Annotated in this window: 20 protein-coding genes, 1 pseudogene and 1 riboswitch; of the genes and pseudogenes, 15 read left to right on the plus strand and 6 right to left on the minus strand. The window is 43.8% G+C overall.

What is annotated here, in order from left to right:
* Positions 1-45: 45 nt before the first annotated feature.
* The 5 genes and pseudogenes from N8L39_RS05305 to pnuC form a co-directional block, all read left to right on the plus strand.
* The gene (locus tag N8L39_RS05305) at positions 46-648 is read left to right on the plus strand and encodes a hypothetical protein (RefSeq protein WP_000846126.1); all 603 of its coding nucleotides are present in this window, start codon (positions 46-48) and stop codon (positions 646-648) included.
* On the plus strand, positions 648-1,439 hold the full coding sequence (locus tag N8L39_RS05310; protein WP_002881875.1) for an energy-coupling factor transporter transmembrane component T: 792 nt from the start codon (positions 648-650) through the stop codon (positions 1,437-1,439). Before N8L39_RS05305 ends, N8L39_RS05310 begins: the two co-directional genes overlap by 1 nt.
* Positions 1,415-2,251, plus strand: a complete 837-nt coding sequence (locus N8L39_RS05315) for an ABC transporter ATP-binding protein (RefSeq protein ID WP_000343048.1) — start codon at positions 1,415-1,417, stop codon at positions 2,249-2,251. The genes N8L39_RS05310 and N8L39_RS05315 overlap by 25 nt, the downstream gene beginning before the upstream one ends.
* Positions 2,238-3,038: an energy-coupling factor ABC transporter ATP-binding protein gene (locus N8L39_RS05320; protein WP_000103848.1), complete on the plus strand. Its 801-nt coding sequence runs from the start codon at positions 2,238-2,240 to the stop codon at positions 3,036-3,038. The genes N8L39_RS05315 and N8L39_RS05320 overlap by 14 nt, the downstream gene beginning before the upstream one ends.
* 320 nt (positions 3,039-3,358) lie before the next feature.
* Positions 3,359-3,595 (plus strand): annotated as a pseudogene (gene pnuC, locus N8L39_RS05325) (nicotinamide riboside transporter PnuC); the annotation flags it as partial.
* 18 nt (positions 3,596-3,613) lie between these two features.
* On the opposite strand, the gene N8L39_RS05330 reads toward pnuC, so the two are convergent.
* The gene (locus N8L39_RS05330; RefSeq protein ID WP_261010404.1) at positions 3,614-4,150 is read right to left on the minus strand and encodes a TetR/AcrR family transcriptional regulator; all 537 of its coding nucleotides are present in this window, start codon (positions 4,148-4,150) and stop codon (positions 3,614-3,616) included.
* A 132-nt stretch (positions 4,151-4,282) separates the two neighbouring features.
* On the opposite strand from N8L39_RS05330, the gene N8L39_RS05335 reads away from it, so the two are divergent.
* Positions 4,283-5,173, plus strand: coding sequence for a cation diffusion facilitator family transporter (locus N8L39_RS05335; RefSeq protein WP_261010403.1), 891 nt, complete (start codon positions 4,283-4,285; stop codon positions 5,171-5,173).
* Positions 5,174-5,311: 138 nt separating this feature from the next.
* Here the strand turns inward: N8L39_RS05335 and galR are convergent, their stop codons facing one another.
* Positions 5,312-6,316 (minus strand): DNA-binding transcriptional regulator GalR, encoded by a 1,005-nt coding sequence (gene galR / locus N8L39_RS05340; protein WP_261010402.1) that lies wholly within the window; start codon positions 6,314-6,316, stop codon positions 5,312-5,314.
* 164 nt (positions 6,317-6,480) lie between these two features.
* Between galR and N8L39_RS05345 the strand changes: the two genes are divergently transcribed.
* The 3 genes from N8L39_RS05345 (at position 6,481) to N8L39_RS05355 (ending at position 9,633) form a co-directional block, all read left to right on the plus strand.
* Positions 6,481-7,659, plus strand: a complete 1,179-nt coding sequence (locus N8L39_RS05345; protein ID WP_261010401.1) for a galactokinase — start codon at positions 6,481-6,483, stop codon at positions 7,657-7,659.
* An 18-nt stretch (positions 7,660-7,677) separates the two neighbouring features.
* Positions 7,678-9,159, plus strand: a complete 1,482-nt coding sequence (locus tag N8L39_RS05350; protein WP_261010400.1) for a UDP-glucose--hexose-1-phosphate uridylyltransferase — start codon at positions 7,678-7,680, stop codon at positions 9,157-9,159.
* Between the two features lie 69 nt (positions 9,160-9,228).
* Positions 9,229-9,633, plus strand: coding sequence for a PaaI family thioesterase (locus N8L39_RS05355; RefSeq protein WP_261010399.1), 405 nt, complete (start codon positions 9,229-9,231; stop codon positions 9,631-9,633).
* A 32-nt stretch (positions 9,634-9,665) separates the two neighbouring features.
* Here N8L39_RS05355 and N8L39_RS05360 read toward each other — a convergent pair whose 3' ends face one another.
* The 4 genes from N8L39_RS05360 to N8L39_RS05375 all read right to left on the minus strand — a co-directional run bounded on the left by N8L39_RS05360 (position 9,666) and on the right by N8L39_RS05375 (position 13,185).
* On the minus strand, positions 9,666-10,928 hold the full coding sequence (locus tag N8L39_RS05360; RefSeq protein WP_261010398.1) for a nucleobase:cation symporter-2 family protein: 1,263 nt from the start codon (positions 10,926-10,928) through the stop codon (positions 9,666-9,668).
* Entirely contained in the window at positions 10,928-11,509 is a 582-nt protein-coding gene (locus N8L39_RS05365) for a xanthine phosphoribosyltransferase (protein ID WP_261010397.1), read from the minus strand. The genes N8L39_RS05360 and N8L39_RS05365 overlap by 1 nt, the downstream gene beginning before the upstream one ends.
* A 130-nt stretch (positions 11,510-11,639) precedes the next feature.
* Positions 11,640-11,735, minus strand: a riboswitch (purine riboswitch).
* Between the two features lie 224 nt (positions 11,736-11,959).
* Positions 11,960-12,346, minus strand: coding sequence for a bleomycin resistance protein (locus N8L39_RS05370; RefSeq protein ID WP_261010396.1), 387 nt, complete (start codon positions 12,344-12,346; stop codon positions 11,960-11,962).
* Between the two features lie 11 nt (positions 12,347-12,357).
* A complete protein-coding gene (locus N8L39_RS05375) occupies positions 12,358-13,185 on the minus strand; it encodes an exodeoxyribonuclease III (RefSeq protein ID WP_261010395.1) in 828 nt (275 codons plus the stop codon).
* A 133-nt stretch (positions 13,186-13,318) separates the two neighbouring features.
* Here N8L39_RS05375 and N8L39_RS05380 point away from each other — a divergent pair, with 133 nt between their 5' ends.
* The 6 genes from N8L39_RS05380 (at position 13,319) to N8L39_RS05405 (ending at position 20,030) form a co-directional block, all read left to right on the plus strand.
* A complete protein-coding gene (locus N8L39_RS05380; protein WP_261010394.1) occupies positions 13,319-13,774 on the plus strand; it encodes a DUF3290 family protein in 456 nt (151 codons plus the stop codon).
* On the plus strand, positions 13,771-14,406 hold the full coding sequence (locus tag N8L39_RS05385) for a DUF421 domain-containing protein (RefSeq protein ID WP_261039319.1): 636 nt from the start codon (positions 13,771-13,773) through the stop codon (positions 14,404-14,406). The genes N8L39_RS05380 and N8L39_RS05385 overlap by 4 nt, the downstream gene beginning before the upstream one ends.
* Before the next feature lie 54 nt (positions 14,407-14,460).
* Positions 14,461-16,206: an ABC transporter ATP-binding protein gene (locus N8L39_RS05390; RefSeq protein WP_261010392.1), complete on the plus strand. Its 1,746-nt coding sequence runs from the start codon at positions 14,461-14,463 to the stop codon at positions 16,204-16,206.
* Positions 16,196-17,938 (plus strand): ABC transporter ATP-binding protein, encoded by a 1,743-nt coding sequence (locus N8L39_RS05395; RefSeq protein ID WP_261010391.1) that lies wholly within the window; start codon positions 16,196-16,198, stop codon positions 17,936-17,938. The genes N8L39_RS05390 and N8L39_RS05395 overlap by 11 nt, the downstream gene beginning before the upstream one ends.
* 130 nt (positions 17,939-18,068) lie before the next feature.
* The gene (locus N8L39_RS05400; RefSeq protein WP_261010390.1) at positions 18,069-18,761 is read left to right on the plus strand and encodes a sugar transferase; all 693 of its coding nucleotides are present in this window, start codon (positions 18,069-18,071) and stop codon (positions 18,759-18,761) included.
* A gap of 42 nt (positions 18,762-18,803) precedes the next feature.
* Positions 18,804-20,030, plus strand: a complete 1,227-nt coding sequence (locus N8L39_RS05405; protein ID WP_261010389.1) for a DegT/DnrJ/EryC1/StrS family aminotransferase — start codon at positions 18,804-18,806, stop codon at positions 20,028-20,030.
* The last annotated feature ends 386 nt before the right edge of the window (positions 20,031-20,416 follow it).

A 20,416-nucleotide genomic window follows, 5' to 3' on the forward strand; every position in this document is an offset into this window, starting at 1 on the left:
AAAGTCTATCCAGACACGGCTCTTTAAAAACAAAAGGAGAAGATTATGAAAACAGAACCGATTCATCGTACCAGTATGTGGAAATTTAAGTTAAGTGCTGCCACCATGACTTTGATTCCTGCTGCCGTGGGGATTAACTATGTTGCCAAAGCCTTGGCGGAGGGGTTAAAGTTGCCCGTTTGGCTGGGGTCTTTGGGAACCTTTCTTACCAGCATGTTGGCTGGGCCGGTTGCCGGTGCCATTAGTGGTTTCATCAACAACGTGATTTATGGGCTGACCTTATCGCCAATTTCAACCGTGTATGCGATTACCAGCATCGGAATTGGGATTGCTGTCGGAGTTTTGCACGCCAATGGGTGGTTCTCGTCAGCGCGACGAGTATTTGTTTCTGCTATTATTATTGCCATCGTTTCAGCTGTCATTTCAACGCCACTCAACGTCATCTTTTGGGGTGGTCAGACCGGTATCGCTTGGGGTGACTCATTGTTTGCGGTAATGGTCGCCAATCATGCACCAGTGTGGCTGGCCTCATTTATCGATGAGTTTGTCTTGGATATTTTGGATAAAGTCTGCGTGGCCTACCTGGCATTCTTCATCTATCGTCAGCTGCCGAAGCGGATGGTGCACTTCTTTAGCGATGATAAATGATGACTGATAAAACATTGATTTCTGGAGCGCCACGGGTCAAGCTCAAGTGGTACCAGGTGATCGATCCGATTACTAAGATCTTGTTCATCTTGGACATGACGTTGTTGAGCTTTGCCAGTATGAATTTATTGCTTCAGGCCGGATTAATTCTTGTCGCAACACTGCTATTGTTATTTTCCAAATTGAGTTCTACCACCTTTAAGGCGCTGGGATTCAGCCTGTTTCTGATTTGCACCATGCTGATCATCCAAGGGCTATTTTACAGTCGGAATCAAACTGTGCTGTTTTCTGTGCTTGGGGTGTCGTTCTACAAAGAAGGCCTGATTTACGCCACCACTCTGGGTTGTCGAGTATTGGTGATTATTTTGACCAGTGGCTTTTTTATGGTGACCACGAGTATTTCAGAAAACGCAGCCTATTTGGAACTGTCCGGATTGTCTTATAAAACCGTCTACGTTCTGATGTCGGTGTGTTATATTTTGCCGGAAATGATGCGCAATATGCGAAAAATCCAGCAGGCACAAAAAGTTCGCGGAACCAATCCGCAAAAAACGTTGATTCAGAAATTAAAGTCAGTCCTGCCGGTTCTAATTCCATTGGTGATTAAGACCTTGGATCAATCGATGACGCGGTCGATTTCTCTCCAACTGAGAGGTTTTGATAATCTCAACCGGACGGTCAGAACCTCCCAGCGCGTGTATCGCCTGTCGCGGACGCTGCACATTGGTCTGACTGGATTGGCAATTTTATTGATTGGGTGGAAGATATGGACGAAGATAAACGGATTGTAATTGAAAATTTGACCACCCGTTATCCGGGTACTGAGCAACCACAACTGCGTCAGATTAACGCGGAGGTTCATACTGGCCAGGTGGTTGGGATTATCGGGAATAGCCACTCCGGCAAATCGACTTTGTGCCGTGTGCTGGCAGGGGTCATTCCCAAAATTGTGTCTGCTGAGATTGAGGGCGATTGGCACATGTTTGGCCAGCGAGTGTCCGACAATTGGCCCGTTTATAATGCCATGAATGGAGTTGTACTGCAAAATCCAGCTGGCCAACTAAGCGGGTTGGCAGACACGGTTGCCGATGAAATCGCCTTTGACTTGATTAATCAGGGAATGGCTGAAGGACTGATTCAAAAACGGGTTGAAGAAGTTGCCACGCAAATGGGGCTGATTGAACAGCTGAATTTGCGTCCCGAGAGCCTTTCCGGTGGTCAGATCCAGCGGTTGGCAATTGCCACGGCGATTGTGGCTAATCCGGCTGTTTTGATTATGGATGATCCGACCAGTGAGATGGATCCCCTTGGCCGCCGGCAATTTTTCCAATGGCTGGCCCAAGTCAAAGAGACGACTGTCTTCATTGTCACCAGTGAAATTGACGATTTGTGCGAAGTCGCCGACGTTGTGTGGGTGCTGCACGAGGGTCAAATGGTAGCCCAGGGCAGGCCGGGTGAGGTGTTTAATCATTTGGCAGCTGACTGGCAGATTCCAGCCCCGACAATCCAGCAACTTGCTCAAAAAATGGATTGGCACTTGGCTGATGGCCGGTATCCGGTGAATTACGCTGATCTGAAGGAGGTTCGTTATGTCCACAATTGAACTGAGCCACCTGACGTTCACTTATCCGGAACGGTCCTTTAGCTTGGATGTTGAAGACAAACACTTCGCCGATCCGATGGTGGCGATTGTCGGCCAAAATGGTGCCGGCAAATCAACGCTCTTCAAATTGTTGACGGGCTTGCTGACACCACAAACCGGTGTGATTAAGATCGATGGAGAAAATTTTAATGATCTTAAACCAGTCGAAAAGTTACTGAAGGTTGGGATTACTTTTCAGAATCCTGACGATCAGCTTTTCAACCCGACCGTTCAACGAGAGGTGGAGTGGAATGTCGCGCAGGTCATGGATGACCACGACACGATTACGAGGCGGGCTTTAGCGGCTCTAAAAAGAGTTGGCTTGGATGATAAAACAGCTGAAAGTCCATATGACCTGTCATTGTCGGAACGCAAGCTGTTGAGCGTTGCCACAGTTTTGGCAGTGGATCCGGCGATTTATTTATTTGATGAGCCGATGATGTCGCTTGATTGGGAAAGCCGGCGCAAGTTGACCGCAATTTTCCATCAGTTGGCTGATTCGGGCCACCAAGTTGTGACCATCACCCATGACATGGATTGGGTCGCCGCCGAGTTTGAGTCGGTGTATGTTATGGAACACGGGAAGTTTGGCTTCGCTGGCAGTCCACGGGAATTGTTCAGCAATCACGAACTTGTCCAGCGAGTGGGATTACTACCACCGCGGATTATGGACATAGCGGAGTCGCTGGGTGATTCACAGACATATTTATCGGTTAATGATTATTGCCAGAAAAATCGAGATGTATAGAAAAAGTCACCTCTGCGGGTTTTCCAGGTTGAAGGATTAACTTCAGCTTCTGGCAAGAACCCACATGGGTGACTTTTGTGTTTAATAACGTTTCATGATCATCGGGTGTTTCCTCAGATCACTCTGTTTGATTTTACTTTGTTTCATGGTCATAATCATATACCATTTCTTTTGGATTTTTTGTTTGACTAATACAAAATAGGTCTTCATAGGTCTTCGCATTTTTAGCGCCCATTAGGATCATCAGTATAATTTTCTGAATTAGGAGACTGTCCCATCACTATTCGAAATTCGTCTCCCAACTTACGCTGTTCCCATTCAATGGGGTAGGGCAAATCCTCATGACAGCCGTTTACCGTGAACAGTGGATATTCTGGGCAGCTACCAATGTCTTTTCAATCTATCTCTTGTGGGGAGAAAGCCTGCAAATTCAAGGGAAATATCTAATTTATCTCATTAACAGTCTAGTTAGTTGGTATCAATGGAGCAAGGCTGCTAAGCAGAATACGGATTTACCTAACAAAGATAAAAAACTCAGTAGCCTAGAAATAAGGTAACTGAGCTCTAATCTATATTCAATTTTTAGGAATGAGAAGGTCTAGATAAAATTGGACAACTTCCTGGTCTGTGAAGTCTTGTCCTTTTTTGAGCCACCAGGTCAATGTCTCGATAAAGTTGGACACGACTAAGTGTTGGAGGTAAGAAGTAGGCAAACTCGGGTGAGCTTCTCTTAAATCATCAGCCATCACGGAATAGACATGGTGTTCTAACTCTCTCTGGAGTTGACGGAGGAAGTAGTCATTTTTGGAAAATAGCAGACTGGTGATATGGTCTTGGTTTTTCTGAAAATGGAGAAAGAGGTGGGCGAGGTAGTCCTCGGTTGAAATGGATTGCTCTCTTTCAAAGAGGTGATGGAAGAGGTAGCGACAAAGTTCGTCCAGAAGTAGTTCCTTGCTCTCATAGTGACAGTAAAAGGTGGAACGTCCCACATCTGCGAGGTCAATGATATCCTGAACTGTAGTGGATTCGTAGCCCTTCTCGTTCAAGAGTTGTAGAAAAGCTTGATAGATGGCTTTTTTTGTTTTGCTGATACGGCGGTCAATGTTCGTCATGTGGACACTTGAGGCAAATTGTTCAGAACTGAATAAAGTTGACGTTTTGCTTCTATCCTTTCTTTGAGTTTTAGCGGATAATGATAATGAACAAGATGTTCATAAATCTATTATAACAAAGGAATGAGAAAGATGAAGGCAAAATATACTGTTTGGGTAGCTTTTTTCTTAAATTTAAGCTATGCTATTGTTGAGTTTATCGCAGGAGGAATCTTTGGTTCGAGTGCTGTTATTGCTGATTCTGTCCATGACTTGGGAGATGCTATAGCTATTGGCATATCGGCCTTTTTAGAAACAATCTCAAATAGAGAAGAAGATAGGCAGTACACCTTGGGTTACAAGCGATTTAGTCTTTTAGGAGCACTAGTGACTGCTGTGATTCTTATCACAGGATCCATCCTAGTGATTTTGGAAAATATAACTAAACTTTTTAATCCACAGCCCGTCAATGATGAAGGTATCCTCTGGCTAGGAATTATTGCAGTCAGTATCAATGTGCTAGCTAGTCTAGTAGTTCGTAAGGGAAAGACAAAGAACGAGTCAATTCTCAGCCTGCACTTTTTTGAAGATACACTTGGTTGGTTGGCTGTCATTCTAGTGGCGATTATCCTCCGATTTACAGATTGGTATATCCTTGATCCGCTCTTATCTCTTGTCATTTCCATCTTCATTCTAACAAAAGCCATTCCTCGCTTTTGGAGCGCGCTCAAGATTTTCTTGGACGCTGTGCCAGAAGGAGTAGAGACTGGTGATTTGGAGAAGAATTTGGATGCTCTGACTAATGTCAAAAGTGTCAATCAACTTAGCATTTGGTCCATGGATGGTCTGGAAAATAATGCCATTATCCATCTTTGTTTAGAGGATTGGGGGCAGATGACGGAAACAAAGAATCAAGTACGTCAGCTCTTAGAAGAAAGAGGAATTCAGAATATTACCATCGAAGTGGACACCAGTCAAAGCAATCATGCGCAACATAAGCGAAAGGTAACAGCCTTAGAGCAACCTCATGGGCATCAACATTAGAAAAGAGGTTGGGGGAAAGTCTTTAAAAGTAAAAAGCGCATAGTATCAGGCATTGAAAATATGATACTATGCGTTTTATTGTGAGGATATTTACTTCATTTTATCTTGAAATTTAGTTTTTGCCTAGATTCTAATATCTTAATCATTCCTTGTACTCTCTCTCAAGGTCAGTCTGGTTCCCAGCATGGTCAGGCTAGGTATTTTCCGACCGTGGAGTACTTCCTTGTTAAGAATATCCATACCTGCTCGGCCCATTTCCTCGGTATAGACGGTGATGCTAGAGAGGGGTGGATAGACCTGTTTGGTCAGGCTGGTGTCGTTAAAGGAAATAAGACTGACGCGGTCTGGCAGGCTGATTCCAGTTTCTTGGAGCGCACGGAGGGCACCGATGGCTAAACTATCACTGGCAGCAAAAAATGCTGGTGGGAGTTGGTCTCCCAAGCTCTGAATGGCTTCCTTCATCAAGTCATAGCCAGACTGGGCAGTAAAGCTTCCTTGAAAGACCAGTTCATCATGATAGATTCCTTTTGTTTGACTGTAGTTCTTAAAATTTTCAAGTCGCTTGTCCTGAATGATTTCTTCTTGGTCAGTTGTTTCCTCAAGGCCGGTTAAAATTCCGATACGGTCCATTCCTTGGCTGAGAAAATAATCGACAACCTGTTTCATGGCAGTGTAAAAGTCCGTGATAATGCAGGTATGTCCTAGGGAAAGTGTATCGCTGTCTAGAAAGACAAGAGGTTTTTGGTATTCTTCAAAGGCAGAAATCTGAGCTCGACTAAACTTTCCGATGCAGAGAATCCCAATTACCTCCTCGCTTAATGTAAAAGGATGGTCATTAAAATAGCGCAAGATATCATAGTCCAGTTCTTGGGCTCTTTTTTCTATGCCTAGGCGAATCTGGTAGTAGTAGAGGTCGTCCAGCTCCCCTTGTTCGCTGATCCATTGAATAATGGCAATCTTTTGCTTGGGTTTATGGGACTCGCCTGTTTTGAGGTGCTTGGTGTAACCCAACTCTTCAGCAACAGTTAAAATACGGTGTCTGGTTTCTTCTGTAACAGATAGGCTCTGGTCGCGATTGAGGACACGGGATACGGTCGCGATAGAGACAGAGGCTAACTGAGCAATGTCTTTTAAGGTAGCCATAAATCCTCCTTCTTTTAGGTTAGTATATCATATTTTTCTGCTTTTTACCGATAGTTTAGTAAAATTTTAGTAAAAAGGATTGACCTTGGGAAATCCCTTGGATACAATAGAAGAAAACGATTACACGTTAAGGTGACTTAACGGACAGTCAAAGGAGAATTCATATGACACAACATCTTACTGCAGAAGCACTTCGTAAAGACTTTCTTGCTGTTTTTGGTCAAGAAGCAGACCAAACCTTCTTTTCACCAGGCCGTATCAATCTGATTGGTGAACACACGGACTACAACGGTGGGCACGTTTTTCCAGCTGCTATTTCCTTGGGAACTTACGGTGCAGCTCGCAAGCGTGACGACCAAATTTTACGTTTCTACTCAGCTAACTTTGAGGACAAGGGCATTATCGAGGTGCCTCTCGCTGACCTCAAGTTTGAAAAAGAGCACAGCTGGACTAACTATCCAAAAGGGGTTCTTCATTTCTTGCAAGAAGCTGGGCACGTGATTGATAAAGGTTTTGATTTTTATGTTTATGGGAATATCCCAAATGGTGCTGGCTTGTCTTCATCAGCATCCTTGGAACTTTTGACAGGAGTCGTGGCAGAGCATCTCTTTGATTTAAAATTAGAGCGTCTCGATTTGGTTAAAATCGGAAAACAAACAGAAAATAACTTTATCGGAGTCAACTCTGGTATCATGGACCAGTTTGCTATCGGTATGGGTGCAGATCAACGTGCTATTTACCTTGATACCAACACCTTAGAGTATGATTTGGTACCACTTGATTTGAAGGACAATGTCGTTGTTATCATGAACACCAACAAACGTCGTGAATTGGCGGACTCTAAATACAATGAACGTCGTGCTGAGTGTGAAAAAGCAGTGGAAGAATTGCAAGCAGCTTTAGATATTCAGACCTTGGGTGAATTGGATGAGTGGGCCTTTGACCAATACAGCTATCTGATTAAAGATGAAAATCGTTTGAAACGTGCTCGCCATGCTGTGCTTGAAAACCAACGTACCCTTAAAGCGCAAGCAGCCCTTCAAGCAGGAGATTTGAAAACATTTGGTCGTTTGATGAATGCGTCACACGTTTCTCTTGAGCATGATTATGAAGTAACTGGTTTGGAATTGGATACCCTTGTTCATACAGCTTGGGCACAAGAAGGTGTTCTCGGTGCTCGTATGACAGGAGCAGGTTTTGGAGGCTGTGCCATTGCTTTGGTGCAAAAAGATGCTGTTGATGCCTTTAAGGAAGCTGTTGGCAAACACTACGAGGAAATAGTTGGCTACGCTCCAAGCTTCTATATCGCTGAAGTTGCAGGTGGCACTCGCGTCCTTGACTAGTCAAAAGGAGGCTCTATAGTGACCTTAGTAGATAAATTTGTAACACATGTCATTTCTGAAAGTTCATTTGAGGAAATGGATCGCATCTACCTGACCAACCGTGTTTTAGCACGAGTGGGAGATGGTGTTTTGGAAGTTGAGACGGATCTGGATAAAGTGATTGACCTCAAGGACCAGCTGGTTGAGGAAGCCGTTCGATTAGAGACGATTGAGGATAGTCAGACTGCGCGTGAAATCCTTGGTGCTGAACTGATGGACTTGGTGACCCCTTGTCCAAGTCAGGTTAATCGTGATTTTTGGACAACCTATGCCCACTCTCCTGAGCAGGCAATTGCAGACTTTTACCAACTTAGCCAGAAAAATGACTACATCAAGCTAAAGGCCATTGCTAAAAATATTGCTTATCGTGTTCCATCTGATTACGGTGAACTTGAAATTACCATCAATCTCTCTAAGCCTGAAAAGGATCCGAAAGAGATTGCGGCAGCCAAGTTGGTGCAAGCTAGCAATTATCCTCAGTGTCAGCTTTGTATTGAAAATGAAGGCTACCATGGCCGGGTTAATCATCCTGCTCGCAGCAATCATCGTATTATCCGATTTGAAATGGCTGGTCAGGAGTGGGGGTTCCAGTATTCGCCTTATGCTTACTTTAATGAGCATTGTATTTTCTTAGATGGCCAGCATCGTCCCATGGCCATTAGTCGTCAGAGTTTTGAGCGTCTGCTGGCTATCGTAGAGCAGTTTCCATGCTATTTTGCGGGCTCTAATGCCGACTTGCCGATTGTGGGGGGCTCTATTCTAACTCATGATCATTATCAGGGAGGCCGTCACGTATTTCCTATGGAATTGGCTCCCTTGCAAAAGGCCTTCCGATTTGCTGGTTTTGAGCAGGTCAAGGTTGGCATTGTCAAGTGGCCCATGTCTGTTCTACGCTTGACGTCGGATTCCAAAGAGGATTTGATCAACTTGGCTGATAAGATTTTGCAGGAATGGCGTCAGTATTCAGATCCTAGTGTGCAGATTTTGGCAGAAACAGACGGGACACCGCATCACACCATCACACCTATAGCGCGCAAGCGTGATGGACAGTTTGAGTTAGACTTAGTCTTGAGAGACAATCAGACTTCTGCAGAACATCCTGATGGCATCTATCATCCTCACAAGGATGTTCAACATATCAAGAAGGAAAATATCGGCTTGATTGAGGTCATGGGCTTGGCAATCTTGCCACCACGTCTGAAAGCAGAAGTGGAGCAAGTCGCTAGCTATCTCGTGGGAGATGGTGATACAGTTGCTGATTATCATCAGAAATGGGCAGACCAACTCAAAGTCCAACATCCAGACCTAACAGATAAAGAAAAAGCCCTTGAAATCGTCAAGGACTCTGTGGGTACTATCTTTGCGCGTGTACTTGAGGATGCAGGAGTCTACAAGCAGACAGAACAAGGGCAGACAGCCTTTATGCGCTTTGTAGAACAGGTCGGAATTTTACCAGACTAGGAGCTTTCTCCTTGCACAGTCCTATAAAAAGTAGTATCATAGTGTCGTTTGAAATATCAGGAGGAAACGATGAAAGATTTTCATTTTGACGCTATATCTGCCTTTGAAAATTACGAAATTGAACAAATGAGAGATGGTCACGTTGTGGTGACGACCAAAGTAGTGGACTCGTCGCTCAACTACTATGGCAATGCCCATGGTGGCTATCTTTTCACACTCTGTGACCAAATCAGTGGTTTGGTGGTTATCTCGCTGGGGCTTGATGGGGTGACACTCCAATCTTCTATCAACTACCTCAAAGCAGGAAAACTTGACGATGTGCTGACCATTAAAGGAAAATGTGTCCATCAAGGTCGCACAACCTGCGTAGTGGATGTCGATATTACCAATCAAGAGGGCAGAAATGTCTGCAAGGCAACCTTTACCATGTTTGTCACAGGCCAGCGGTCAGAAGATAGACAGGTAAGGATATAGATAAACAAAAAAGAGGCTCGCACCTCTTTTTCTTATCTCTTTTTATGATTTAATACGGCATTGAGGACAATAGCGAGTAGGCTAGCTACGACAATTCCGTTTGAGAAGAACATTTGGAAGGCTGTCGGCATGCTGACAAAAAGATTACTATTGTTTAGACCTACACCTGCAGCGATGGATACCGCTGCGATGAGGAAGTTATGTTCATTGTTAGCAAAGTCAACACGGGCGAGGATTTGCATCCCTTGAATCGATACAAAACCAAACATCACCAGCATGGCACCACCGAGGACAGGACTCGGAATGATTTGGGCAAGGGCGCCAAACTTAGGAAGGAGTCCAAGGAGAACCAGGAAACCAGCTGCGTAGTAGATTGGCAGGCGTTTCTTGATACCTGATAATTTAACCAAACCGACATTTTGTGAAAATCCTGTGTAAGGGAAGGTGTTAAAGATTCCTCCGAGAAGTACGGCCAAACCTTCTGCACGGTAACCGTTACGCAGGCGCGTGCTGTCGATTGGATCTTTCGTGATATCAGACAAGGCTAGGTAAACACCTGTTGACTCAACCATAGACACCGTTGCGATGATACACATCATGACAATAGATGAGATTTCAAAGGTTGGCATCCCAAAGTAGAGAGGAGTTGGGACATGGACAAGCGGTGCTGCCGCAACAGGAGAGAAATCAACCAAGCCCATGCTAGCAGCGATGGCAGTTCCGACAACTAGACCAATCAAAATGGAGATAGACTTGATAAATCCTTTGGTAAAGATGTTAATCAAGAGGATAATCAGAACAGTGATAGCTGCAAGCAAGAGACTTTGACCAGTTGGCTCTGGAACGTTATTTCCCATATTTCCAATAGCGACAGGAATCAAGGTTAAACCAATCGTGGTAATTACAGAACCTGTTACGATAGATGGGAAGAGATTGGCCACTTTTGAGAAGATGCCTGAAACAAGAACCACGTAAATCCCTGATGCAATAAGGGCACCAAACATAGCGCCACTTCCATGGCTTTGCCCAATCATAATCAAGGGAGCTACCGACTGGAAGGCAACTCCAAGAACGACTGGGAGTCCAATCCCAAAGTATTTGTTGAGTTGGAGTTGGAGGAAGGTTGCTACCCCACACATGAAGATATCTGTAGAAATCAGGTAGGTCAACTGCTCAGCTGAATAGCCAAGTGCTGTCGCAATCATGATGGGAACTAGGATAGATCCTGAGTACATGGCTAGTAAGTGCTGCAAGCCAAGAATGGCTGCTTGCGAGTGTTTTTCTTGAGTTTGCATTAGAGATCTGCCTCCTTAAATACGACCTGACCATTTTCAAAACGATCCAAACGAGCAAGTGATAGGACGGGGTAACCTGCTTTTTCAAGCAAATCACGACCATCTTGGAAGGATTTTTCAATCACGATACCGATAGCTTCGACTCTAGCACCGGCTTGTTCGATGATTTGAATCAAACCTTTAGCTGCTTGGCCGTTAGCAAGGAAATCGTCAATAATCAAGACCTTGTCCTCGGGTGAGAGGAATTTTCCAGCGATGGAAACCGTGCTGGTCACCTGCTTCGTAAAGGAGTAAACCTCAGCAGTTAAGATGCCTTCGTTCATGGTGATGTTTTTAGCTTTCTTTGCGAAAATCATGGGAACGTTTAAGGCTTCAGCTGTAAAAATAGCTGGGGCAATACCTGACGCTTCAATGGTTACGACCTTGGTAATGCCAGCAGTAGCGAATTTTTCCGCAAAAATCTTACCAATCTCTCGCATCAAGCTAAAGTCAACTTGGTGGGTTAAAAAGGAATCCACCTTTAGGATGTTATCACCCAAGATATGCCCATCCTTGAGGATGCGCTCTTCTAATAATTTCATAAGACCTCCTAAAGTCTAAAAGCCAATAAATTTCCTTGTTTCAGATTTCTATCCAGTAAAACTGATAGAAAAAAAGACCTACTTAATCTCTAAGCAAGTCCCCAAAATAGGCATGGCAAAAAAGACCATCCCCTCAAGCTGACTTACTTATTGTTAGGTGTTCCGGCACCTTGTAGAAACGTCGTGCCAATTCACGACATAAACAAGTAAAACGATATTCAATTTTAAATAGGCTTGAGCCAATGTTTTTATTTTACACTAAATAACTTTAGAAATCAAATGTTTTGTCAGTGTTTTGAAATAAAAAACGAACAATTTGAAGAAAAATGGACAAATTCTTAATTATAGGCTAACATTTAGAAGTATTTTCCATCATAAAAGACATATTATCAAGATTCTTCAAGACCTGACAATATGCCTTTTTCTGATTTGAAAGATTTTTTCTATTCTCTATTCGCTAAATCTTAAAAAATAGCCATCTGGATCCAAAACTGCAAATTCGTGAGGGTAAATAAAGCTATCTCCCACTCGAAATTCTCTTTTGGTCAGCGGACGATGGATAGGATAGTCAGCATCCAGCAGTTTTTGGTGGAGCTGAGGAACATCTGCAATGCCAAAGGAAATATTGACACCGCGTCCGAAAGGATAGGTCAGCTGAGCTAATTCTTCTGTGCTGCCTTCTTCTAGCATAAGTTGGCAGTCTTCAAGCGAGAGGAAGAGAAATTTCTCCTCTGGACGCTCGTATTCGACAGAAAATCCCAGCAAGTCGCAGTAGAAGTGGCGTGACTTTTCGAGGTCAGATACTACAAATTCAGGAATGACAGCTTGATAGTCCATTAGCTTTCTCCTTAGAGCTCAATCTCCATGACAATGGGTGTGTGGTCTTGGCGCGCACCAGAGTCAATCATATCAGACTTAGTCACCTTGTCAGCCACGCGGTTGCTTGTCAGCCAGTAGTCGATTCTCCAGCCTGTATTGTTGATTTTAGAAGTCTTGCTGCGCTGTGCCCACCAAGTGTAACGTTCTGGGACATCGCCGTGAACATGACGGAAGGTATCAGTAAATCCAGTTGCCAAAAGGTTGGTAAATCCAGCACGCTCCTCGTCGGTAAATCCTGGTGAACGGCGGTTGCTAGCAGGATTTGCAAGGTCGATCTCATTGTGGGCCACATTGTAGTCACCAGTCGCAAGGACTGGTTTTTCTTTGTCTAGTTCAGCCAAGTATTCAGCATATTTGACATCCCAGACTTGACGTTCTTCCAAGCGTTTGAGGCCGTCGCCAGCGTTTGGAGTGTAAACTTGGGTCACGAAAAATTTATCAAATTCCAAGGTGATGATGCGGCCTTCCAAGTCCATGGTAGAAGGAGCACCGATTTCTGGGAAGCTGATAGTTGGTGTGAGTTCTTTCTTATAAAGGAACATGGTTCCAGCATAGCCTTTGCGGGCAGGTTCTTGGGAAGAGCGCCACGTGTTTTCGTAGTCTGGGAAGAGTTCTTCTAAAATTTCCAAATGTTTTTTAGTAGGACCCTTGGCAGAAAGCTTGGTTTCTTGGATAGCGATGATATCAGCATTTTCAGCGACCAAGGTTTGTAGGACTTCTTGGGACAATTTTGCGCGAGCTGAGTCACTAGTTAGGGCTGCATTGAGGGAATCAATATTCCATGAGATGAGTTTCATAAAGTTACCTTTTTCATTCAGATTATAGATTTTATTATACCAAAAAAAGGTCTATTTCCCCAACGTATGGTTTGAAAAATCACTCTCTTTCGTTTATAATGAAGAATGATTTTATGAAAGGGAGTGAAAATAAATGAAATTTTACTCATATGACTATGTCCTTAGCCAAATCAGTCAGCAAAATGGCATCATGATTGGCTTTGGGATTGTGCTCCTAGCTATCACAGGATTTTTTGCTTTTAAGGCTTATCGAGATAAAAAAGGGACTAAGTTTCGGGAATTGGTCATGATTTTGGCCTTGACTTTAGTAGCCATGCTTTTGGTGACGATTTCGAAATACCAGACCAATCAAGCCTCTAACAACCAATTTCAAACTTCACTTCATTTCATAGAGGTTGTTTCCAAAGACTTGGGAGTGGATAAATCAGAAGTTTACGTCAATACTTCAGTTGCTACTGATGGAGCGCTTGTCAAGGTAGGTTCAGATGTCTACCGTGCCATGAACGGGAGCGAACCAGACAAGTATCTTTTAGAGAAATTAGAATTGCATCAAACAGACGCTATTGAATTGGTGGAGGTAAACAAATGACACTCAATTATATGGAAATTTTAATCAAATTGGCCCTGGGGCTCTTCTCGCTTGTTTTTGTTATCAATGTGACAGGAAAGGGGAACTTGGCACCTAACTCTGCGACAGACCAAATTCAGAACTATGTTCTTGGTGGTATCATCGGTGGGGTGATTTACAATAGTTCAATTAGTATTCTGCAGTACGCAGTGATTCTGATGATGTGGACGATTTTGGTCTTGACCCTCAAGTGGCTTAATAACAATGTTCGTTTTGTGAAACGCTTGATCGATGGGAAACCAACTCTCCTCATCAAAAATGGGAAGATTGACCCAGAAGCCTGCCGTTCAGTTGGTTTGTCTGCATCGGATGTAGCCCTCAAACTTCGTAGTCAAGGGATTTTCCAGATGAAACAAGTCAAACGAGCTGTGCAAGAGCAAAATGGCCAACTCATCGTGGTCCAAATGGGAGATGAAAATCCTAAGTATCCAGTTGTGACTGACGGTGTGATCCAAGTAGATGTTTTGGAATCGATTGGTCGTAGCGAAGAGTGGTTGCTTGATAACCTCAGCAAACAAGGGCATGACAATGTAGCTAATATCTTTATCGCTGAGTATGACAAGGGTGTCGTCACAGTTGTAACCTATGAATAAGAAAAACCTGGGGTCTTGGCCTCAGGTTTCCATTTGCAATCAGAAAGGGATTTTATGTCCATTATTCAAAAACTTTGGTGGTTTTTCAAGTTAGAAAAACGCCGTTATCTAGTCGGAATTGTGGCCCTGGTCTTGGTTTCCGTCCTCAATCTCATTCCCCCTATGGTCATGGGGCGGGTCATTGATGCCATTACATCGAGACAATTAACCCAGCAGGACCTCCTTCTTGACCTATTTTACCTGTTACTTGCGGCCTTTGGGATGTACTATCTGCGCTATGTGTGGCGCATGTATATCCTTGGGACTTCCTATCGTCTGGGGCAGATTATGCGCTCTCGCTTGTTTGAGCATTTCACAAAAATGCCTCCAGCTTTTTATCAAACCTATCGGACGGGGGACTTGATGGCGCATGCCACCAACGATATCAATGCCTTAACCCGTCTCGCAGGGGGAGGGGTTATGTCTGCGGTGGATGCCTCTATCACGGCTTTAGTGACCTTGCTGACCATGCTCTTTAGCATTTCGTGGCAAATGACCTTGGTTGCCATTTTACCCTTACCTTTCATGGCTTATGCGACCAGTCGTCTAGGTAGAAAGACCCACAAGGCTTTTGGCGAATCACAGGCTGCCTTTTCTGAACTCAATAACAAGGTGCAGGAGTCTGTATCGGGTATTAAAGTGACCAAGTCTTTCGGGTATCAGGCGGACGAGTTGAAGTCTTTCCAGGCAGTCAATGAATTGACCTTCCAAAAGAACCTCCAAACCATGAAATACGATAGTCTCTTTGACCCCATGGTTCTCTTATTTGTTGGTTCCTCCTATGTTTTAACGCTCTTGGTTGGCTCCTTGATGGTTCAGGAAGGGCAGATTACGGTTGGGAATCTGGTTACCTTTATCAGCTACTTGGATATGCTGGTTTGGCCTCTTATGGCCATCGGCTTCCTCTTTAATATTACCCAGCGAGGGAAGGTTTCCTACCAGCGGATTGAAGATCTTTTGTCTCAGGAATCACCCGTACAAGACCCTGAGTTTCCTCTAGACAGTATTGAAAATGGGCGCTTGCAGTATGCCATTGATAGCTTTGCCTTTGAAAATGAGGAAACACTGACAAATGTTCACTTTAGTTTAGAAAAAGGGCAAACCCTGGGTTTGGTTGGACAAACAGGCTCTGGGAAAACATCTCTAATCAAACTCCTCTTGCGTGAGTATGATGTTGACAAGGGAGCCATTTACTTAAATGGTCACGATATTCGTGACTATCGTTTGACAGACCTTCGTAGTCTTATGGGCTATGTCCCTCAGGACCAGTTTCTCTTTGCGACTTCAATCTTAGACAATATCCGCTTTGGCAATCCTAACTTGCCCCTTTCAACGGTCGAGGAAGCGACTAAGCTAGCCCAAGTTTACCAAGACATTGTAGACATGCCTCAAGGATTTGATACAGTTATCGGTGAAAAAGGAGTCAGTCTTTCTGGTGGGCAAAAGCAGCGTCTGGCCATGAGTCGGGCTATGATTTTAGATCCTGATATCTTGATTTTAGATGATTCCTTGTCGGCCGTGGATGCTAAGACAGAGTATGCGATTATCGACAATCTCAAGGAGACGCGCAAGGACAAGACAACCATTATCACAGCTCATCGCCTCAGTGCGGTTGTCCATGCAGATTTGATTTTAGTCATGCAAAATGGACAGATTATCGAACGAGGCAGGCATGATGACTTGCTAGCCCTGGATGGCTGGTATGCCCAAACCTACCAGTCTCAGCAGTTGGAAATGAAAGGAGAAGAAGATGCAGAATAAGAAAGAACAATGGACTGTATTGAAGCGCTTGATGTCCTATATCAAGCCCTATGGCCTCCTTACCTTTTTGGCACTCAGCTTTCTACTAGCGACGACGGTCATCAAAAGTGTCATTCCCCTCGTGGCTTCCCACTTTATCGACCAGTATCTGAGCAATCTTAACCAACTTGCCGTGACCGTTTTGCTGGCCTACTATGGTCTTTATCTCCTGCAAACTCTGGTTCAGTATGTTGGAAATCTTCTCTTTGCGCGGGTATCCTACAGTATTGTCAGAGATATTCGTCGCGATGCCTTTGCCAATATGGAGAAGCTGGGCATATCTTATTTTGACAAGACGCCAGCAGGCTCGATTGTATCTCGTTTGACCAATGATACTGAGACCATCAGTGATATGTTTTCGGGGATTTTGTCCAGCTTTATCTCAGCAGTTTTCATCTTTCTGACAACTCTTTATACCATGTTGGTGTTGGATTTTCGTTTGACAGCATTAGTCTTACTCTTTCTCCCCTTGATTCTCCTTTTGGTCAATCTCTATCGGAAAAAATCAGTGAAAATCATTGAGAAAACTAGAAGTCTCTTGTCAGATATCAATAGCAAGCTGGCTGAAAACATCGAGGGAATCAGAATAATCCAGGCCTTTAATCAAGAGAAGCGCCTGCAGGCGGAATTTGATGAGATCAACCGAGAACACTTGGTCTATGCCAACCGTTCTGTAGCCTTGGATGCCCTCTTTTTGAGACCTGCCATGAGTTTGCTGAAACTTTTAGGTTATGCTGTCTTGATGGCCTATTTTGGTTACCGTGGGCTTTATCTGGGAATAACTGCCGGGACTATGTATGCCTTTATCCAGTACATCAACCGCCTTTTTGACACCTTGATTGAAGTAACGCAAAACTTCTCAACCCTTCAAACTTCCATGGTTTCTGCAGGCCGTGTCTTTGCCTTAATCGATGAGAGGACCTATGAGCCCCTTCAAAAAGCTGGGCAAGCCAAAATCCAAGAAGGCAATATACGTTTTGAACATGTGTGTTTCTCATATGATGGCAAACATCCGATTCTGGATGATATTTCCTTTTCAGTTAACAAGGGTGAAACCATTGCCTTTGTAGGTCATACGGGTTCAGGGAAATCGTCTATTATCAATGTCCTCATGCGCTTTTATGAATTTCAGTCAGGACGGGTCCTCTTGGATGGGGTGGATATCAGGGATTTCAGGCAGGAAGAACTGAGAAAAAATATCGGTCTGGTCTTGCAGGATCCCTTCCTCTATCACGGGACCATCAAGTCTAATATCGCCATGTACCAAGACATTAGTGATGAGCAGGTACAGGCTGCGGCTGCCTTCGTGGATGCAGATTCCTTTATTCAAGAACTTCCTCTGGGCTATGATTCCCCTGTTTCCGAACGTGGGTCGAGCTTTTCTACTGGTCAACGCCAGCTTCTTGCTTTTGCCAGAACTGTTGCCAGTCAGCCTAAAATCCTGATTTTGGATGAAGCGACAGCTAATATTGACTCTGAAACAGAAAGTCTGGTTCAAGCTTCTCTGGCTAAGATGAGACAGGGGCGAACAACCATTGCCATCGCCCACCGCCTTTCGACTATCCAAGACGCCAACTGTATCTACGTATTGGACAAGGGGCGCATTATCGAGAGTGGAACCCATGAGGAACTCTTGGCTCTGGGAGGAACCTATCACAAGATGTATAGCTTGCAGGCAGGGGCCATGGCCTAATACTCTTTGATTTTTATTGAGTATGAGAATGAAATCTTTCAAATTACAGATTTCTTTCACCGCCTTTTCCATTTTGTGGTATAATGAAAAATGTTGACAAATAGTATAATAGAAACAAAGGAGAAACAGCATGCTGAAATGGGAAGACTTGCCCGTGGAAATGAAATCAAGCGAGGTTGAGTCTTACTACCAGCTTGTCTCTAAAAGGAAGGGTTCGCTGATTTTCAAGCGTTGCTTGGACTGGGTTCTGGCTTTGGTCTTGCTAATTTTGACTTCCCCAGTCTTTCTCATCTTGAGTATTTGGATCAAGTTGGATAGCAAGGGGCCAGTGATTTACAAGCAAGAGCGCGTGACCCAGTATAACCGTCGGTTCAAGATTTGGAAGTTCCGTACCATGGTAACGGATGCGGATAAAAAAGGAAGTCTGGTGACTTCTGCTAACGATAGCCGCATTACCAAGGTTGGCAATTTCATCCGCCGTGTGCGTTTGGACGAACTGCCTCAGCTGGTCAATGTCCTTAAAGGTGAGATGTCTTTTGTTGGGACACGTCCTGAAGTGCCACGTTACACAGAGCAGTATAGCCCTGAAATGATGGCGACCTTACTTTTGCCAGCAGGAATTACCTCTCCAGCCAGCATCAACTACAAGGATGAGGACACCATCATCAGTCAAATGACCGAAAAAGGTCTGTCAGTTGATCAAGCCTATGTAGAGCATGTTCTTCCTGAAAAGATGTGCTATAATCTCGCCTATCTCCGAGAGTTTAGTTTCCTTGGAGACATAAAAATCATGTTTCAAACCGTGTTTGAAGTGCTAAAATAAAGTAGTCATGAGAAAATGAGTACAGATAAAAGGAGCAAATCAATGCCAAATTACAATATTCCATTTTCACCACCCGATATTACGGAAGCAGAAATTGCTGAAGTAGCGGATACCCTTCGTTCTGGTTGGATTACAACTGGTCCAAAGACAAAAGAACTAGAGCGTCGCTTGTCCCAATATACACAGACGCCAAAGACTGTCTGCCTCAACTCTGCAACTGCCGCTCTTGAATTGATTTTGCGTGTCTTGGAAGTGGGACCTGGTGATGAAGTCATCGTTCCAGCCATGACCTATACAGCTTCATGTAGTGTCATCACTCACGTGGGAGCAACCCCTGTCATGGTGGATATCCAAGCAGATACGTTTGAGATGGACTATGACTTGCTTGAGCAAGCCATTACTGAAAAGACTAAGGTGATTATTCCGGTTGAGCTTGCGGGGATTGTTTGCGACTATGACCGTTTGTTCCAAGTTGTGGAGAAGAAACGTGATCTCTTTACCGCTTCAAGCAAGTGGCAAAAAGCCTTTAACCGTATTGTGATTGTCTCTGATAGTGCCCATGCTTTGGGATCTACTTATAAAGGGAAACCAGCTGGTTCTATCGCTGACTTTACTTCTTTCTCATTCCATGCTGTTAAGAACTTTACAACAGCTGAGGGAGGAAGTGCTACTTGGAAGGCCAATCCAGCGATTGACGACGAAGAGATGTACAAGGAATTCCAAATTCTTTCCCTTCACGGGCAAACAAAAGATGCTCTTGCCAAGATGCAACTGGGTTCATGGGAATACGATATCGTCACACCAGCCTACAAGTGCAACATGACCGATATCATGGCTTCACTTGGTTTGGTACAATTGGACCGTTACCCAAGTTTGTTGCAACGTCGTAAGGACATCGTGGACCGCTATGATCGTGGTTTTGCAGGTTCTCGTATCTATCCATTGGCACACAAGACTGATACTGTCGAATCTTCACGCCACCTCTATATTACTCATGTAGAAGGAGCAAGCTTAGAAGAACGCAACCTCATCATCCAAGAATTAGCTAAAGCAGGAATTGCAAGTAACGTACATTACAAGCCACTTCCGCTCTTGACAGCTTATAAGAATCTTGGCTTTGATATGGCAGATTATCCAAGAGCCTATGCCTTCTTTGAAAATGAAATTACGCTCCCTCTTCACACTAAATTAAGCGATGAAGAAGTGGACTATATCATTGAGACTTTCAAAACAGTTTCTGAAAAAGTGCTAACTTCATCAAAAAAATGACAAACTACAGTCAAGTAATAGTGATTCTGTTTCTAAAAAGTCTAATTGAGTGTAAAACTGTTGTTTTCAATTGAAAGTCCTATAGTAAAATGAAATAAAAACAGGACAAATCAATCAGGATAGTCAAATTAATTTCTAGCAATATTTTAGAAGCAAAGGTGTACTCTTATAGTTTCAATATACTGTATGGTTTGAAATGAGATGTGAGCAATTTGGTGTAGCATTTAGAATTTTTATTAGGCATCATTTAGAAAATGTAGTGTCTTGTTCTAGTTTTCAATTCACCCTATTTTTTGAAAGACGCGAGTTTCCACGAATGAGGTTGTGGAAACTCGCGTCTTTCTTTTTTGTTTTCAGAATATTGTTCAAAGTTTTGAGACTATTTT

This window comes from Streptococcus mitis (assembly GCF_946190285.1).
In the GTDB taxonomy this organism is placed as follows: Bacteria; Bacillota; Bacilli; order Lactobacillales; family Streptococcaceae; genus Streptococcus; species Streptococcus mitis_CP.